Source organism: Vicinamibacterales bacterium, from assembly GCA_036504215.1.
Lineage (GTDB): Bacteria > Acidobacteriota > Vicinamibacteria > Vicinamibacterales > Fen-181 > FEN-299.
This window is the reverse complement of sequence record DASXVO010000060.1, coordinates 1-15567: the sequence shown is the minus strand read 5'-3', so window position 1 is coordinate 15567 and position 15567 is coordinate 1. Positions and strand designations below refer to the sequence as shown.

The following is a 15567-nucleotide window of genomic DNA, read 5'->3' as shown; positions in this document are numbered from 1 at the left end:
GGAGGCAGGTCAGTCCCTGTTCAGCGCGAGCACCGGGTTGATGCGCGTGGCGCGGCGCGCGGGGATCGCACACGCCAGCATCGCCACCGAGCCAAGCACGAGCGTGGCGATCGCCAGCACGCCAGGATCGCTGGCCTGTATGCCGTACAGCTGCGTCTCGAGCGCCCGCCGCAGCGCCACCAGCCCGATCGCGCCGGTCGCAAATCCGACCAGCAACAGGGCCACCCCTTCCCTCAACACGAGGTCGACGACGGTTCGCGGCGTGCCGCCGAGCGCCATCCGGATCCCGATCTCCTTCGTGCGCTGGGTGACGAGGTACGCGAGTACGCCGTAGATGCCGACTGCCGAGAGCAGCAGCGCCACGACGCCGAACCCCATCGACAGGAACACCGGCCAGCGGCGCGTCACCAGCGAGTCGTCGGTCACCTGCTCCATCGTCCTGATCGAGAAGACCGGGAGTTCGGGGTCGAGCCCCGCGATGGTCTTCCTGAGCGGGGATGACAACGCCTTGACATCGCCGGCGCCGCGGACGGCGAAGGTCACCGCCCGGATCGTCTCCTGCGTGGCCGGAAGGTAGTACGCACCAACCGGCGCCTTCGCCGCGACGAGCGCGTCCTGTTTCACCTCGCCGACGACGCCAACCACGGTCAGCCAGTCTGTCTTCGCGGTGGCGGCGAGCAGATCTTCAGCGACGCTTGGCCGATACATCCGACGGCCGACGGGATTCTGGTTCGGCCAGAACCGCCGCGCCAGCCGCGTATCCACGATGATCACGTGCTGTGACCCGGCCCCGTCGCGACCGTCGAAATAGCGTCCGTGCTGGAGCGGGATGCGCATCGCCTCGAAGTAACCGGCGCTCGCCTCGACGCGAGTCGGCGAGAGGATCGACTCGCCCGGTTTCATCTGGTATCCCTCGGCCAGGATCACGCTGTCGCTGTGATTGTCGCCGAGCGGGATCGAACTCGTGATGCCGGCGTGGGTCACGCCAGGGATGGCGCGCACGCGCCGCACGGCTTCATCGGCAAACGCGCGGAGTTCCGGATCGCCTTTGTACCGCTCGACCGGGAGCCTCACGCTTGCCGTCAGCACCTGTCTGGGATCGAAGCCCGGGTCAATCGCCAGGATCTGGCGGAAGCTGGCGGCCAGCAGGCCGGTGCCGATCAGCAGCACGAACGCCACTGCCACCTGCGTGACGACGAGCGCCCGCCGAAGCAGCCGCGGTCCGCGTCCAGCGGTGCCCGTCCGGCCCCCTTCGTGAAACACCGAGCTGAGATTGACGCCGAAGGTGTTCGCGATGGGGAAGGCGCCAATCACCGCGCCGAGCAGCACGGCCAGTCCCATCGTGACAGTCACCGTCACGAGGTCGAGGCCAATCTCGGCGCCGCGGGGAATCCGCTCCAGGTCGAGACGACCGAGCAGGCGGAGGCTGCCCCACCCGAGCATCAGGCCGGCCAGTCCGCTCACGAACGTGAGCAGGATGCTCTCTGTCAGCAAGTGCCTGACGATCGCGAAGCGGCCGGCGCCGAGCGCGAGCCGCGTGACCAGGTCGCGCAGCCGCGCGTGAGACCGCACCAACGCCAGGTTGACGACGTTCACGCACCCGATCAGCAGGACCAGCAGCGTGCCGCCCCATAACAGGTACAGCCGGCTCTTGACGTTGCGGACGAGGTCGTCCTGCAGCGGCAGCACGATCGTGCGGAAGCCCGCGTTCACCAGCAGTTCCTTCATCGCCGGAAAGCGGTCCATGTCACCGGCGTTGATCAGGTCAACCTGCGCCTGCGCTTGCGCAATCGTCGCCCCGTCACGCAACCGGCCGACGCTGTCCCAGCTGTTGTTGTGGCGATTGTCGTCGGACTTCTGCTCCGCCGTGAAGGCGAGGGGTATCCAGAGCCGCGCGTCGGGCTCCATGAACAGGAACTCCTTCCCCATCACGCCGACGATGGTGTAGGGTCGGCCGTCGAGGCGCAATTGCCGCCCGACGACGCCCGGGTCGCCGGCGTAGCGCTCCTGCCAATAGGCGTGGCTGAGGATCACGCGGTCTTCGTGGCCGAGTTCCCCTTCTTGCTCGGTGAACGTGCGGCCGCGCTCGGCCTGGACGCGGGCGACACGGAAGTACGACGGAGTCACGCCCATGACCAGCACCCGTTCGGGCCGGCCGCTCTCGCCGGTCGCGCGGTTGCGTGTGTTGTAGAGCGCGAGGGAGTCGAGCGTGGTCATCTTGACGACGCGGTCGAAATAGTCAGGGACCCCGCTGCTCCCGCGTTCGGCGCCAGCCCTGGGGTAGCTGTTGTGGAGGAAGACGAGCCGGTCCGGCTGCGGCACCGGCAGCGGTTTCAACAGCACCGAGTGGACGATGCCGAACAGGGCCGTGTTGGCCCCGATGCAGAGCGCCAGCGTCAGGAACGTCGCGACGCTGAACGCCTTGTCTTTCCAGAGGGACCGGACGGCAAACGACAGGTCTCGCATGTTCGAGTTAGACGAAATCGATCGAGCGTTCGTTGCGGCGAGGCTGCCCGACTGTCCGTTTCCGAACTGATCCGAGCGCGGCCGAACAGTTGGCCACCCGGCCAGCGGTCCACGCACGGCCGCAAGTGTTTTCTGGTAAGTATGTTAGCTGAACATCGAAGTCGGGCACGGCTTTCGCGTAGATCTCTTCCGGAGTGATCAACCTCCTCAAAGCCGAGGTGCACTGTGGGCGCTATCTACCGGGACATCCGCCAGGGAATTCGTCTTCTCGCGAGGAACCCGCTGTTCACGGTCGTGGCTGCGCTGTCGCTCGGCCTCGGCATCGGCGCAAACAGCGCGCTCTTCTCGATGTTCAACAGCCTGCTCTGGCGACCACTCCCGGTCGAGGCGCCGGATCGGCTGGTGTCGATCTACAGCAGAACCAGCAACGGTCCCTACTACGACGCATTCCCGTACGTCGAGTACCAGGACTACGCGGCGGAGAAGACGTTCGACGGCCTGGCGTCCTACGGACTGGTCGAATGCGCCGTGGGCCAGATCGGCCAGGACGCGAGCCGCATCTACGGGGAGGCAGTGAGCGGCAACTTCTTCCAGGTCGTGCGGCCGCGTCTCGCGCTCGGCCGAGGCATCCGGCCCGAAGAGGCCGCGTCGATGGGGCGCGATCCGGTCGTCGTGCTGAGCCATCGGATCTGGCAGCGACGTTACCAGGCCGACCCCGGCATCGTGGGCCGGTCGGTCGTGCTGAGCGGCCAGCCGTTCACGGTGGTCGGGGTGGCGGCACCCGAGTTTCACGGCGTGTACTCCGTCTACTTCGGGTCGGACCTGTGGGTGCCGATCTCGATGATGCCGAGGCTGGCCACCGGCTACGACGTGGCGCTGGCTTCGCGCGACAACCGCGAGTTCCGGATGATCGGCCGGTTGCGCCCCGGCGGCACGGTCGAACAGGCCCAGGCCGCAGTCCGAACGATTGCCGGCAGACTCGCGACTGCATACCCGCAGAGCAATCGCGATGTCACGGCGCATGTCTTCCGCGAGCTGGACACGCGCCCCGAGGTGGAGATCGCCGGCGACTCCAACCGCCTGGCGTGGATCTTCATGAGCCTGACCGCCCTGGTGCTGCTCATCGCCTGCGCGAACGTCGCGAACCTGCTGCTCGCACGGTCGTCGACGCGACGCAAGGAGATCGCGATGCGGGCCGCGCTTGGAGCCAGCCGCGGGCAGATCGTGCGTCAGTTGCTCGTCGAATCGGTGCTGCTTGCGCTGCTGGCCGGCGGCGTCGGCCTGCTCGCCGGATCGATGGCAGCGCAGTACGTCGGCTCGATCCAGGTGCCGACCGACATCCCGATTGTCTTCGACTTCCAGACGGACGCCCGGGTCGTGCTGTTCACGCTCGGCATCTCACTGCTGGCGGGCATCGCATTCGGCCTGCTGCCGGCGTTGCGCGTCTCGCGCGGCGACCTCGTCCCTGCGCTCAAGTCGAGCGCGGCGCACGACCCGTCCCACCGGCGCTTCACGCTGGCCAACGTACTCGTAGTCGGGCAGGTGGCCGCGTCGCTCGTGCTCCTCATCGTGGCGGGACTGTGCGCCCGCAGCATCGGCGGTGCCAGGACCATCGACCCCGGCTTCCGCACGGACAACCGCGTGATCATGTCCTTCAGCCCGAGCCTCCTCGGGTACGACGATGAACGCGCGAGGCAGTTCTACAGGGTGCTGCTGGCCCGGGTGCGCCATCTGCCCAGCATCCAGGCGGCGACGATCGCGCGATGGGTGCCGCTCGACTTCAGCAGTTCCGGAGGCGACGTCATCGTCGAAGGCCGTACGGGCCGCAAGGGCAACAGCAAGGAGCAGACGTTGGCGTCCACCGTCGATAGCGAGTACTTCAGGACGATGGGAACGCCGCTTCGGCAGGGCCGGGCATTCACCGAGCACGACACGGCGTCGTCGCTCCCGGTGGCCATCGTCAACGAACAGTTCGCCCGGCAGTTCTGGCCGGGCCAGAACCCGATTGGCAAGCGGGTGCAGTACGACATCCCGAACGGCCCGTTCATGCAGGTGGTCGGTGTGGCGGCCGACGGGAAGTACCGCCAACTCGCCGAAAGGCCGACGCCCTATCTGTTCGTGCCGTACGACCAGCGGCCGCGCCCGCGCGTGTCCATGGTCGTCCACTATCGCGGTGACCTGCACACGACGCTGGCCGCGGTGCGGCGCGAGGTGCAATCGATCGATCCGAACATGCCGATCTTCGACACGAAGACCATGGACCAGTTCATGGAACGGTCGATGTTGGGTCCCCGGCTGTCAGCGACGGTGGCGGGCCCGGCTGGACTCCTGGCCGGCATCATCGCCGCGCTCGGTCTCTATGGCGTGATGGCGTACTCGGTGAGCCGCCGGACGCAGGAAGTCGGAATCCGCGTCGCCATTGGCGCATCACCGCAGGACATCTTGCGACTCGTCATGCGACAGGGATTCGTGCTGTCGGGCATCGGCGTCGGGCTCGGCCTCGCCGTGTCGGTGGTCGCGGGCCGGCTCATTGCCTTCATGCTGTTCGGCATCTCGCCCACCGACCCGGTCGTCTTCCTCGGCGTCCCGGCGCTGCTCGTGGTGGTGGCAGCCGTGGCCTGCTACGTCCCCGCGCGCCGGGCGCTCAGCGTCGATCCGCTGACCGCCCTTCGACAGGAGTGACACCGGAACGAGACCGTCCGCTCAGGTAGTCGACCGCAACGCTCGCCAGCGCCCGGACGCCGGTGACGAGAGCGCCCTCGTCCACGAAGAATCGCGGCGAGTGGTTCGGCTCGACTTTCGACGGGTCGGTTCCGTTCGGCGAGACGCCCAGGAAGAACATCATGCCCGGCACCTTCTGCAGGTACTCCGCGAAGTCCTCGGACGTCGTCGTCACGGCACTGTTCGGGTCGAACTCACCGGTGACGACCCGCTTGAGCGACGGAGTCATCCGCTCGGTCAACGCGGGGTCGTTGTAAACGGACGGGTTCCCGTCGACGAACTGAACCTCCGCCGTGGTTCCGGCCGCCTGCGCGATGCCGGTGGCGGTTCGCCGGATGTCATCGAGGATCTTGGTCCGCATGGCCGGGTCGAACGTGCGCACCGTGCCCTCGAGCCTCGCCTCGTCCGGGATGATGTTGGCGCGATTGCCGGCCTGCATGATGCCGATCGTGATGACCGCGGGCGCGGTCGTCAGGTTGGTCTGGCGGCTGATGATGGTCTGAAGCCCCAGGACGATCTGCGAAGCGGCGACGATCGGGTCGGCACCGGCCCATGGCAGCGCGCCGTGCGTCTGGCGTCCGCGCACCTCGATGCGCACCGTGTCGCTGGACGCCATCAGGCCGCGAGGCCGGAAGACGATCGATCCGGTCGGGTAGGGAAAGACGTGCAGGGCGAAGATCGCATCGACTTTCGGCTGGTCGAGCGCGCCCTCCTTGATCATCACCGTCGCCCCGCCGTCCTCGCCGCTCGGCGCGCCCTCCTCGGCGGGCTGAAAGACGAAGACGACCGTGCCGGGGAGGTCGGCCTTCATCGCCGCCAACACCTCGGCGGCTCCCATCAGCATCGCCATGTGCGCGTCGTGGCCGCAGGCGTGCATCACGCCCACCTCGCGCCCGTTGTACTCGGTGCGGACCTTGGACTTGAACGGCAGCTCACACTCCTCGGTGACCGGCAGTGCGTCCATGTCGGAGCGAAGCGCCACGACGGGACCTGGCTTGCCGCCCCGCAACACGCCAACGACACCGGTGCGGGCGATGTTGGCGCGGACGTCGAGCCCCAGGCTCCTGAGATGGTCGGCAACCACCTTTCCCGTCCGCACCTCCCGGTTTCCGAGTTCGGGATGCTGATGGAAATCGCGACGCCACGCGATGACCTTCGTCATCACGTCGCTCGACGCGCGGTCGATCCGCGCGTGGAACGACGGCGGGTTCTGCTGAGCGGTGCCGGGCGTGGCGGCGGCGGCGAGACAGAGGGCGAGCAGAGCACGGGACCAGCGATGGATCACGATGGGCCTCCGGGAGTTGTTCAGGCGATTGTGCTCGGCCGGCCGTGAATCGACTGGTCGAGTACGCGGCGCAACTGGGTTGATTCAATGGGTTTCGACAGGTAGCCATCCATGCCGGCGGCCAGACAGCGTTCCCGGTCGCCCTTCATGGCGTGGGCCGTGATGGCGACGATGGGCAGGTGTCTTCCCGAGGGCGTTTCCTGCGACCGGATGATCCGGGTCGCCTCGAACCCGTCCATCCCCGGCATCTGCACGTCCATCAGCACGAGGTCGTACTGTTGGCGCCCCACCGCCTCGACCGCCAGCTCTCCCGTCGAGACGATCGTGACCTCGTGGCCCCACTTCTGCAACAGGCGCCCGATGAGACGCTGATTGACCAGGTTGTCCTCGGCCACCAGCACGCGCAGCGGTTCCGGCGCGACGACGGTACTGGGGGGCGGCGGCACGGCGATCGGCGCCACCTCCTGCGCCGACGGCGCCAGCACGAGGCCCAGCCGGACCGTGAAGGAGAAGGTGCTGCCCTTGCCCGCCAGGCTTTCCACGAAGATCTCACCACCCATCAACCGCACGAGTCTCGCGGTGATCGTCAGTCCCAGGCCGGTCCCGCCGTACCGACGAGTGGTCGATTCGTCGGCCTGGGTGAACGGCTCGAAGACCTCCGTCAGCTTGTCGGCGGGAATGCCGATACCGGTGTCACGGACCGACAGGCGGAGGGTCACCTCGTGTGGATGCCGGGCGAGGTCCGACACGCGCAGCGCGACGCTGCCGATCTCCGTGAACTTGATGGCGTTTCCCAGCAGGTTGTTCAACACCTGGCGGATGCGTCCGGGATCGCCGATCACCGTGTCAGGCACCGATTCGTCCACCGCCCACGTCAGATCCAGCCCTCGGTCGGAGGCGAGCACGTCGAACGACCTCATCGTGTCGTCGATCAGGTCGCGCAGGCCGAAGGCGAGCGACTCGAGCTCGAGTCGGCCCGCGTCGATCTTCGAGAAGTCCAGGACGTCGTTGATGACCGTCAGGAGCGACTGCGCGGATCCACGGACCATGTCGAGCTGGTCGCGCTGGTCGGCCGACATCGGCGTGTCGAGCAGCAGTTCGGTCATGCCGAGAATGCCGTTCATCGGTGTCCTGATCTCGTGGCTCATGTTGGCGAGGAACGTGCCTTTGGCCTGGTTGGCCGCCTCCGCGCGCGCCATGGCCCTGGCCAATTCCTCCTGGACCTGCCTCCGCTCGGCGATCTCTTCCTCGAGGCGGATCTGCGTCTGGCGCCGCCCTTCGATCTCGACGCGCAGTGCGTGGGTGCGCTTGTCCACCAGGTGTGCGAGCCGCCGCTGGCGCGCCTTCATGCCCCGCACCCGCAGGCCGTAGATCCCCGTCGCGCCCAGCAGCGCGACGATGATGCAGAGCACGTAGAACCAGGCGGCCTGGTAGTAGTGCGGGCGCAACCGGAAGGCCAGGGTTGCCGCGCGGGGATTCCAGCTCCCGTCCTTGTTCCGCGCCGACACGTGGAAGGCGTACGAGCCGGGCGGCACGTTCGTGTAGAACGCCGTGCGCCGGGTGCCGGCATCCACCCACTCGGAGTCGAATCCCTCCAGCCGGTAGCGGAACTGCACGCCTTGAGGCGCCCTGAAATCGAGCGCCGTGTACTGGAATTCCAACTGCCCGGATCCCGGCGGCAACACCATGCCGTTGGTCGGATCCACCACCCGTCGATCGTAGGACACCTGCTCCAGCAGCGGCGGCGGCGGCGCGACCACCATCGGTTTCGGGTCCACGATGACCGCACCGCGAATCCCGGCGAACCACAGGTGGCCGTCGCGCATCCGCCACGCGCACGGCTGTGACCCGCCGTTGCCCTCGGCCCCACGAAGCCCGTCGGCCACACCGTACCCGATGGAGTCGAGGTGTCCACGGCGGCCATCTGCCACCGCGTCGAGGTCGGCCTTCGCGACTTTGTAGATGCCCTTGTTGCACGACATCCAGAAGTTGCCGGCTCCGTCGTCGAGGATGGTGAAGACCGCGGCGTCGTACAGTCCCTCACGAACGGCGATGGTTCTGATGCCGTCCTTCACCCGGTTCAAGCCGCCACCGAAGGTGCCAGCCCAGATTGCGCCCTTCTCGTCTTCGAAGAGCGACAGGACGAAATTGTCGCCGAGGCCGTCAGCCGTCGTGAACGTCTTCGCCCTTCCGTCCTGGATCCGTGTCAGGCCACGCGACCCGCCGACCCACAGGACGCCGTTTCGGGCGAGCAGCAGAGCCTGGATACCCGGCGAGACCGGATCGCCGGCCAACCGCACGGCCTGGAGCCGCCCTCCGCTCAATGCACAGAGCCCACCGGCGTTCGTCCCGATCCAGAGCGCGCCCTCAGCGGAGATCGCCACGGCTCGGACGCCGCCCTGCAGGACGTGGTCAGGGTCGGGTAGGGTCTCGATCCGGCCGCGCCGGATGCGGCTCAGCCCGAGCGGCGTCCCGACCCACAGCGTGCCGTCGCGGTCCTCGCCGAGCGCCATGATGATGTCGTCGGCCAGGCCCTGCTTCGCGGTGAACGTCCGGACCTGCCCGTTGGCAGTGGCCGACAAGCCCCCGCCGTTGCTGCCAATCCACACCGTCCCGTCGCTCGATTGCAGGATGGTCTGCACATCGTCGCTCGGCAGTCCCTCGCGGACGCCGAAACCCGAGAACGGCGTCTGGCGCAGGCAGACGAGACCGGCGTCGAACAGGCCGACCCACATGTTGCCGTGGCGGTCTTCCAGGAAGTCCACGGCGTAGTTCCCGGCCAGCCCCTGTGCCTTGCCGCAAATTTCGAATCGCCCCTTCTGCACGCGCGCAATGCCCCGGCGTTCGAGGCCGAGCCAGAGCGTGCCTTCGCGGTCTTCCCAGATTGTGTGGACCGAGTCGTCCACCGGCAACGGCGAGAGGGCAATACGTCGGTCGCCGGCCATCCGCGCGAGGCCGCGGCTGGTGCCGATCCACACCACGCCGTCGCGGTCCTGGTGCACGTCGAACACCACGAGGTCCGGCAGCCCGTCGGCCAGGCCGAGCCGTTCGAAGTGATCCTGGCGGTAGAGATAGAGACCGTTTGCCGTCGCGAACCAGACCGTGCCGTCGCGCGATTCGTCGATGCGGAGCGTCGCCTGGTTGGGCGATCCGGACGCCGCCGCACTGACGTCGACCTTCCCGTTGCGGATCTGGCACACACCCGACAGCGTCCCGGCCCAGAGCACGCCCCGATGGTCGACGAGCAGCGAGCGCACCTGCTCGTTCGGCAGCCCGTCGGCCGTGCCGAGTCGAGTGAACCGTTCATTCCGGTAGCGAAGGACACCCGAGTCGGTCCCGATCCAGATCGCACCGTCGCGGTCCTCGGCGAGCGCGCGCACGTTCTCGCGCTGGAACGCGGGCGTGTTCGATCGGTCGAAGACGACGAAGCGGACGCCGTCGAACCGGGCCAGGCCTGCCTGCGTGCCGAGCCAGAGGTAGCCGCTGCGGCTCTGCAGCACCGCCTGGACGCTGTTCTGTGGGAGTCCGTTCTCGATCTGCCAGGTGAGGGTATGAAACTGCGTGAGGCCGATCCGCGGGTCGAGCGCGGCGGCGGGGCGGACGGTGGCGGTGAGGACGAGCCAGACGCCCATCGCGAACAGGCCCCGTCGCCGCGTCCGGGCGGCCCGGCCTCTCGCGTTCCAACCTACCGCCTTCTGCCTGTTCCCGACCACTCTCGCCTCCGCCGCGCATGGACACCTCAGGCCTGAGATGTCACTACGTGATATCGGCCGGAGCGGCCGGGAACTTGACCTCTGGCTATTGCTGCTTCTCGCCCGCCTTCAGAATCCTGGTCTTTCCGAACCCGACCATGTCGAGCCAGTCCTTCGGGTACCCGACCGAGTTCTCGTGGCCGTTCTCGTTGATGTAGCCGTCGTTGTACTTCGCGATCATGAAGTCCGAGAACTTCCACCATTCCTCGACGGTCTTCTGCACCATCGTGTTGGTGTAGTCGGTGAGATACTCGCGAGCCCTGGCCGGGTCCTGTTGATACAGCTCGAGCGCCTTCTTCTCGACGTCTGCCTGCTGGTCGAAGAACCCCTTCTCGATGGCGTCGCCCCTGGCGCGGATGTCCTTGTGCATCGCGTTCCAGCGAAGGTTCGCCCAGTTGCTCACGAAGTCGAACGCCCACCACGCCGCCTTGCGATCGATCGCCGCGCGCGTGCCGATCTGCACCGACTCGGGCAGCTTCGTCGCGCCCGCGTAGAGGGGCATGTAGACCGAGGTCTTCGGATCGTCCTCGGCGAACCACACGAGACCGCCAATCCACGCCGGCAGGTGGCCGCGCGACTGGATCACCGTGGCGTACGAGCAGCGGAAGATCGAGATCGACCGCTCCCAGCCCATGTAGCCCTCGGGCGGCCGAGCGCCGGTGCCGAAGCGGTTGGGGTTGCCGAACGGTCCAGCGGCCGGCCCCTTGGTCATGTCGAACTCGGTGCCTTCATACGAGTCGCGGTGAATCCGCATCAGGTCCTGGGGCGTCACCTTCTTGTCGGGCTTCACCGAGAACGGCAGGTCCAGGTCCCACGGGTCGAGCTTCACCGACGGCGCCAGGATGTTGAACACCCGCCACTCGCGCCGCGTGCTGCCGAGCGTCGGCGTGCCGCCGTAGGCCTTGCGGTAGGAGAAGGGCTCGCCCTTCTTCCAGAAGCCGAGATCCTCGGCCACCTTGAGGACGCTCGCCGAAGCCAGGTTGTAGTTCGGATCCTTCAGGTCGAGCGTCGAGATGCGCGAGTGATTCGCGCTGACGCCGACCTCGCCGTCCGGGATCCGCTTCGCGGCCCACACGGCGCCCTTCTCGACGGCACCCGCGCCGAAAATCTCGAACTGCCACGCTTCCTTCGGATCGATCACCGTAAGGCACTCGCCGCCGTCGCCGTAGCCGTACTTCTCGGCGAGCTCGCCCATGATCGTGATCGCTTCGCGCGCGGTGGACGCACGCTCGAGCGCGACGCGCTCGAGTTCCATGATGTCGAACCACCCCTCGTCGTTGAAGAGCTCGCGGCGCCCGCCGATCGTCGTCTCGCCGATGCCGACCTGCTTCTCGTTCATGAACGAGTACGAGGCGTCGTAGCGGGTGAAGGTCTGCTCGACCTCTGGAATCTCACCGACTTTGACGGCCTGCGGGCGATCCTGCCCGTAGCCGCCTCCCTTCATCACCGGGCGCATCGTCCCTTTCGGGGACTTCTTGCCGGCGACGATGTGGATCTGGAATTCGTAGTGGCCGTCGCACGAGTGCGTCGTCAGCGTGCCGCCGTCCGCCGACGCGTCCTTGCCGACGGGCACGGACGTGCAGTGATCGCAGAGATCGGCGACATCGGCGTCCGCCGGCAGCAACTCGGGCCGCAGGCAGATCTTCGCCAGTGAACTGCCCATCGCCTTCGACTGTGGCGGCGCCTGCCGTCCCGCGGTCATCACGAGTGTCGAACACAACAGCACGAATGTCGGAATCAGGATTGTTCTCGGTCTCATAGCTCTCTTCACCTATTCGTACACGACCTTCGTGGCCTTCCTTGGATCGTGCAGGTAGAACCCGACGCCATGGTCGATGAGGTCCTTGTAGCGCGGGACGCCGCTCAGCACGAGGGGCCTGTCGCGGTGATCCTCGGTCCACGTCTCCGCGACCTGTGCAATCGACGAGGTGTGGCGGCCGACCCGGACGCCGATCGGCCAGCCCTTCTCGTCGATCTTCTCGAACAACAGGCCGTGCTGCCCCGCCTTCACGACGAATTCATCCTTCCCCGTCAGCAACTGCTCGCGGCTGGTGATGCCGCGCGTCGCGTCGAGGAACGGCTCGGGCGCTTCGAAGAGCAGCGACACGGCCGGCGAAAAATCGCCGATTTCGCGGTGCGAGAGCCCGTGGAGGTTCTTCGGCGAGAACTCGGTGCCGATCTTGAAGCCTTCCATGTCGGTGAGCGTCATCGCCACCATCGTCGCCATGTCCTGTCCGCGCTGGTGCGTGACGATCGTGCTGATCACGGGATACTGCAGCTCGGCTTCGTGGAGGTCGATCGCGATGTCCACCTTCTCGCGTGCGATCACCTGCATGAAGGCGTACGACGTCTGCTCGGTGAGCGTGCCGTCGGGCCGGCCGGGCCACGTGCGGTTGACGTTCCGAACATCGACGTAGGCAAGCTGCTGCCCGCTCGGGTAGTGGAAGAACACCTCGGGGTCCGGCCACTGGTCCAGCGGATTGGTCCAGCGGTCCCCCATGCGGAACGTCCGCTCGCCCCAGCTGGTCTTGATCGAGAAATCGGGCGGATAGGCGCCACCGAGCCGCGTCGACGTCGTCGCGCTGCGATTCGTGCTGAGCACGACGATCAGGCGGCCCTTCTGGACCACGGCGTTCTCGGCCAGCAGCCACGCCGCAAGCCGGCCCGCCGGCTCCTCCGGATGCGACCCGCCGAAGATCATCATCGTCGCACCGGGTTGATGACTGTCGAGCACGTAGATGTTGCAGTCGTTCTCCGTGGATCGCAGGGGTTCGAAGTAATCGGCGAGGCGCTTGACGTCCGTGATGCCCGGACCGAGAACCACCGGCTCCGGAAGCCGGCGGCTCTTGTAGAAGCTGGCGCCCGACGTGGCGAGCAGCACGATGCCAAGGCCGAGGATGATGGTCTTCTGCGCCAGGAGGCGACCGGTCATGATGTCACCTCACTTCAGGCGGAGCAGCCGGAGCAGGAAGGGAATCAGCACGAGCACGTAGAGCACGTCGCGCTCCCACTTCCGTGACTTCAGCAGGTTGACGACCAGAATCGCCGAGATGAAGGCGACGAGCACGTAGTAGAAGATGGTGACAATGGGCATGGAGAACACCCTATCGCTTGCAGCCTGCAGCCTTCCCGTCTATCCGCCCTATCCGCCTGTCCCCTGCGCTACAACCCCGTCAGGAACGACAGCTTCTTCGAATAGATCACCATCAGCGTTCCCATGACGATGATGATCAGCGCCGGTACGAGGCAGGCGCGCAGGAACTGGCCGTACGAGCCTTTGTGACCCACCACGTCAACCGTCAGGCGCCCGATGATGGCCGTCGGCGGCAGCGCATCGCCGAGCGGCCAGATGATGCTCATGCCAGCCAGCGCGACGATCGGATCGAGGCCGCGGTTGTTGAACAGCAACACCAGCGGCACGCCGATGACCGGCGCGGCGCCCCACATCAGCACCGATTCCGAGACCGGCAGCACCAGGAAGAGCGTGGCGTAGACCACCCAGATCGGCAGCGTGACTGCCGTGACGGCGAGCAGTCCGCGGGCCCCGGTGAGCGTCATGACCTCGACGAGGATCCCGGCGCACGTCAGCGTGCCGAGCAGCGGGAGCAGTTGCTCCACGGTGTCCCGCGAGATCTTGAAGAACTGGAGGCGCACCGGCGACAGCAGGTACGACGTCAGCGCGGCTGCCGCGAACATCAGCGGCAGGCCGAGAATCGGCGTGGAGAACGGCCACTGCCGCGCCATCCAGACGAGCCCTGCGAAGACGACAAAGGGCAACAGCACCCGCCACCACGCCATGCCGGGGGGCGGCTCTGGCAATTCCTCGAGCGCCTTGGTGACGTCCGTCGCCCCCTCGCTCCTCCAGCCGAGAATGAAGCTCGTGAGCAGGGCCGCGATCAGACACGGCAGCATCAACGGCCAGAAGAAGCCGACGTAGGGCATGTTGACGCCGGCGGCCGTCATCATCGCCCAGAGGCTGACCGGCGGCGCCGCCGCGCTCAGACCCGCGTTGAGAAAGATGATCGCCGCCGCCTTGTGCTTCGGAATTCCCATGTAGTGCAGCACGACGGCGACGAGCGATCCGGCGACCAGGACCGTGACGCTGCCCGCGCCGGTCAGCGCACCGGGCACCAGCAGCAGGATCGTCAGCAACACAAGCAGCAGCGCGCGGCTGCGGTGGAACCCCTTCAGGATCGCCCTGACGACGAACGCCACGCCTCCGGACTCCTTCAGGAGGTTCATGAAGAGCGTGGCCGTCACGAAGATCAGGTTGATGTCGAGATAGGTGGCGGCGCCTTCGGCCACGTGACGGGCGGGAAACCCGAAGCCGGCGACCGTGGCGCCGCCGAGGGCGGCGCCGAACATCGCCAGTTCCGTGGACACGCGGAAGGCGCGCACGACGACATAGACGGCCACCATGGTGGCCAGGACGATGCCGGCCTGCGTGAACATGCTCACGGCGACGCTCCCTACTTGCCGAAGACGTTCTTCAGGACGTCACTGAGCTCGAGGTTCTTCTCGAAGAAGATCACCGGCACGTTGGTCTTCTTCGACAGCGCCGTGAAGCGGCCGTCCTCGTCACCGTCCTTGCGGACGATCAGGAACGCCGACTTCGGACACACCGCGTCGATCGACATCTCGTCGGAATTGTCACCGGGCGCCGCATTCTTCGCGCGCCGCTCCATCCCCTCGACGTGCGCCCCGATGATCGTCAGACCGCGCTTCTTCGCTTCGGCAATCAGCGCCGTCGTCCGCTTCAGCTCATCGTCGATGGACACGCCGGCGCCGCCCATCCCCTTCAGGCTGCTGCCGGTCACGATGATGAGGGTCTTGTAAGGCTTGGCGCCCAGGTCGGCCACCGTGGCCGTGTCCTTCATGTCGTAGTCGATCTGCAGGCGCTGCAGGAACGCCTTGACCTTCACCGGCCCCGGGCTCTGTCCGCACGAGGTCAGGAGCACGGGCGCCTGCGCCTTCGGTGACTTGGCCGGCTGCGCGACGAGCGGCATCGCCATCAAGGCCATCAGGCACGCGACGAGAAACAACAGCAGCGACGGGCGGAGCGAGCGAATCATGACCAAGCCTCCTGGAAGAAAGGCGAGACGCACGCAGTCAGGCGGAACCTGGCATACACGAGGGGCGAGAGGGGCGGGCGAAGAATATCACAGACGCCGGGCGTCCCGAGGGGCACGGGCATGCCGAGTGGCACGCTCATGCCGAGGGGCACGGGCATGCCGAGGGGCACGGGCATGCCGAGGGGCACGGGCATGCCGAGTGGCACGCTCATGCCGAGTGGCACGCTCATGCCGAGTGGGACGGGCGTCTCGCCCGTCCTCGCGACAGGCG

9 protein-coding genes are annotated in these 15567 nt (G+C 67.0%); 1 reads left to right on the top strand and 8 read right to left on the bottom strand.

Annotated elements, in window-relative coordinates; genetic code table 11:
* Positions 1-9: 9 nt before the first annotated feature.
* Complete coding sequence (locus tag VGK32_18420) at positions 10-2466, bottom strand: ABC transporter permease (GenBank protein ID HEY3383744.1); 2457 nt, start codon at positions 2464-2466, stop codon at positions 10-12.
* Positions 2467-2691: 225 nt separating this feature from the next.
* Here VGK32_18420 and VGK32_18415 point away from each other — a divergent pair, with 225 nt between their 5' ends.
* The gene (locus VGK32_18415) at positions 2692-5148 is read left to right on the top strand and encodes an ABC transporter permease (protein HEY3383743.1); all 2457 of its coding nucleotides are present in this window, start codon (positions 2692-2694) and stop codon (positions 5146-5148) included.
* Here VGK32_18415 and VGK32_18410 read toward each other — a convergent pair.
* The 7 genes from VGK32_18410 to VGK32_18380 all read right to left on the bottom strand — a co-directional run bounded on the left by VGK32_18410 (position 5111) and on the right by VGK32_18380 (position 15296).
* A complete protein-coding gene (locus VGK32_18410) occupies positions 5111-6472 on the bottom strand; it encodes an amidohydrolase (GenBank protein HEY3383742.1) in 1362 nt (453 codons plus the stop codon). The genes VGK32_18415 and VGK32_18410 overlap by 38 nt on opposite strands.
* Positions 6473-6492: 20 nt before the next feature.
* Positions 6493-10185, bottom strand: coding sequence for a two-component regulator propeller domain-containing protein (locus VGK32_18405; protein ID HEY3383741.1), 3693 nt, complete (start codon positions 10183-10185; stop codon positions 6493-6495).
* An 85-nt stretch (positions 10186-10270) separates the two neighbouring features.
* Positions 10271-11983, bottom strand: a complete 1713-nt coding sequence (locus tag VGK32_18400; protein HEY3383740.1) for a C69 family dipeptidase — start codon at positions 11981-11983, stop codon at positions 10271-10273.
* Positions 11984-11995: 12 nt separating this feature from the next.
* Entirely contained in the window at positions 11996-13156 is a 1161-nt protein-coding gene (locus VGK32_18395; protein HEY3383739.1) for a hypothetical protein, read from the bottom strand.
* A 9-nt stretch (positions 13157-13165) separates the two neighbouring features.
* A complete protein-coding gene (locus VGK32_18390; GenBank protein HEY3383738.1) occupies positions 13166-13318 on the bottom strand; it encodes a hypothetical protein in 153 nt (50 codons plus the stop codon).
* A 68-nt stretch (positions 13319-13386) separates the two neighbouring features.
* Positions 13387-14682, bottom strand: coding sequence for a hypothetical protein (locus VGK32_18385; protein HEY3383737.1), 1296 nt, complete (start codon positions 14680-14682; stop codon positions 13387-13389).
* Positions 14683-14693: 11 nt separating this feature from the next.
* Complete coding sequence (locus VGK32_18380) at positions 14694-15296, bottom strand: DUF6305 family protein (GenBank protein HEY3383736.1); 603 nt, start codon at positions 15294-15296, stop codon at positions 14694-14696.
* Positions 15297-15567 lie beyond the last annotated feature (271 nt).